The organism is Falsiroseomonas sp. RANM36 (assembly GCF_056682175.1).
Genome location: NZ_JBWXTD010000005.1, coordinates 590,214 through 592,027, shown reverse-complemented (window position 1 = coordinate 592,027; position 1,814 = coordinate 590,214). Strand labels below are relative to the sequence as shown.

Here is a 1,814-nt window from a genome sequence, read left to right as displayed (position 1 = left end):
GCGCGGCGGGGGGGGGCCCGGCCCGCCGCCGCCCCCCCCGCCCCCCCGCCCCGGCCCCCCCCCCCCCCCCCCCCGGCCTGATCAAGTCCGGCACATCCAGCCTGGAGATGGCGGTGGCCGGCGTGCCGCATGTCATCGCCTACCGCATCAACCCGGTCACCGCCTGGATCATCGAAAGGCTGGCGCGCGTGCCCTTCGCCAGCCTGGTCAACCTGCTCTCCGAGCGGCAGGTCGTGCCGGAATTCCTGCAGCGCTTCGCGACGCCGGAGGCGATCGCCGACGAGCTGGATCGCCTGCTGGCCGATCCCGTTGCCGCAGCCGAACAGCGCGCCGGTCTCGGCGCCGTGCTGGAGACCCTGCATCCGCCCGGGCGCGCGCCGAGCGAGGCGGCGGCGGAGGCCGTGCTCGGCATGCTGGCGCCGGCAGGCTGAGCGGCCGCGCGGCGTCGGCATTCCTTACAGCTCACGGGGCTGCGAGGACACGTTGCGCCGAACACCGGCGCTGTATGTCCGCTGACGCGTGTAGTGACCGATTTCTTCCATCTGTGGTCGCGCACCGCGGTTCACAATCCGGTCACCCCAACCGATCGCACGACATGTCGCGCAACGCTCGTCCTACCCGGAGTTGTGAAATACGCCGGATCGCATGGCGCATCCGGCGAAACGCCGCATTGTAAAGAATGCCGATCCGCCGCGCCGGCACGCGAAGTGACTGAGACACATGAGCTTCGCTACTGCCCGCGCCCCTGGATCCACCGCCGTTTCGCGGCACGCATGTTGTTTCACTGATGGATGCGCCGGCTTGTCTATCGCGCCGGCGTATCTTCAGGGAGAATAGGATGCGACGCTTTTCCACCTTTGCATTAGCTGCCGCGGCCGTGGCCTTCGCGGGCTGGGCCTCGACGGCACAGGCCGGCATCGTGGTCCAGCCGATCAACACCGGCACCGGCAACAACATCATCTTCAACGCCTGCAACGCGCCGGCGGATTCGACGCCCGGCGACAACGTGGTTCAGGGCTGCCTGAACACGAACAAGAACGCGATCATCGTGTTCACGGCAGACCAGCCGATCGAGATCGCAGGCGGCGGGCAGGCTGCGATCGAGGCGATCGGCGCGGGCTTCAGCAGCCTGACCATCGACCTGGTCGTGCCCAGCGCTGCCGAGCTCCTCGCCCTGAACATCGACATCGCGAATGGCGAGAGCGGCTCCGTGATCTTCGATACCGACGTGACCGACCCGAGCGCACCCTTCGCGCTCGATGACAGGGGCCAGAACAAGTTCACGATCACCACCAACCCGGTGGTGCCGTTCAGCCAGGTCTCCTTCACGACCACGGGCTCGATCGATCTGCTGGTCGTGGACGTGAAGCAGGTGCGGCTCGATCCGGGCTCGACCGGTCCGGATCCGATCCCGGCGCCGGAGCCGGCCTCCATGGCGCTGTTCGGCCTCGGGCTGCTCGGCCTCGCCGGCGCCCGCCGCAGGCGGCTGCGCGCCCGCCGCGGCTGAAGCACCTTCCGATCGACTGGAATCAGTCGATCGGAAGCTCGTGCTCCAGGAACCTGATTCTAGAGCAACCTATGCCCATTCGGCAGGACCGCGGCGCGGTCCTGGCGGCCGGGCCATGGCCGTGCGGCGCGATCCGGTGCCGCGCCTGTGGCTTGCCTCGGGGCCGCGTCGGCGACACCAATCCGCCACGCGATGCAGGCTGCGACGGGCAGGGGGTCCGGGCGTTGTCGGGGCGGGGGCGCGCCGCGGGCGGGGGGGGCCCAACACCCCAGACCCGGCGCCCCCCCCCACCCCCCCCCCGCGGGCC

At 70.1% G+C, this 1,814-nt stretch carries 1 protein-coding gene and 1 pseudogene; both read left to right on the top strand.

What is annotated here, in order from left to right; translation table 11 throughout:
- Positions 1-431: pseudogene (locus tag AC1MIR_RS20860) on the top strand (hypothetical protein); the annotation flags it as partial.
- Positions 432-838: 407 nt separating this feature from the next.
- Positions 839-1,507, top strand: a complete 669-nt coding sequence (locus tag AC1MIR_RS20855) for a PEP-CTERM sorting domain-containing protein (protein WP_480030098.1) — start codon at positions 839-841, stop codon at positions 1,505-1,507.
- Positions 1,508-1,814 lie beyond the last annotated feature (307 nt).

What these genes read in the sequence shown, in the direction of transcription:
- AC1MIR_RS20855 (WP_480030098.1), top strand. Translation starts at nt 839, where the DNA reads ATGCGACGCTTTTCCACCTTTGCATTAGCTGCCGCGGCCGTGGCCTTC.